Raw genomic sequence first — 588 nt, forward strand, 5'->3', positions numbered from 1 at the left:
ACAGCGTTCCTGTTTTCAACCTTGCTGCCGACACCCGATATTACTTTAGGGTCGAGTCTTCAGATCTTTCTGATAATACCGTTACCAGTAATGTGCTTTCATTTAAAACCTTATTACCCGGTGTTGCGCCCGTTACACTAGAAATTGTAGCAGAGCCAGTCATAGAAAATGCCAGTACTGATTCGCTGACTGTTAGCTGGAAAACAAATCTTGATGCTGATAGCCGGTTAGTCTGTGAGGCTGAGCAAGCTGTTAGCGAGTTTGAGCAAGCAACAACATTCTCCAGCTCTTCGCAAATTGCACCCTACTTTGCTGCTGCGCCAACCCGGTCAATTGAAGAACAATACATCGTTTTACTAAAAGAGCCCGAAAACGCAACGCAGAGCTCAAGCAGAAATCGCAGCATATACTCCCCTTCACCGATCAGCCCGCAGTTTTTCGGGCTCTCTAAAAACCAATCTCCTGAGCAGCGTAAGGCATCAGTTCAGGCATTGGCTACTGATATATCTAACAAAGTCAAAGCGAAGGCGGTGCGCCAATACTCCAGTTCAGTTCCTGGTTTGTGCTAAAAATGAAAGCTGAAGAATT

Annotated in this window: 1 protein-coding gene; it reads left to right on the forward strand. The window is 45.6% G+C overall.

The genetic code is table 11. The features are described 5' to 3' along the window. Positions 1-569 (forward strand): fibronectin type III domain-containing protein (locus A3729_RS32000; protein WP_197475460.1); only part of this gene is annotated, 569 nt, incomplete at its 5' end. Positions 570-588 lie beyond the last annotated feature (19 nt).

This window comes from Oleiphilus sp. HI0043, assembly GCF_001634935.1.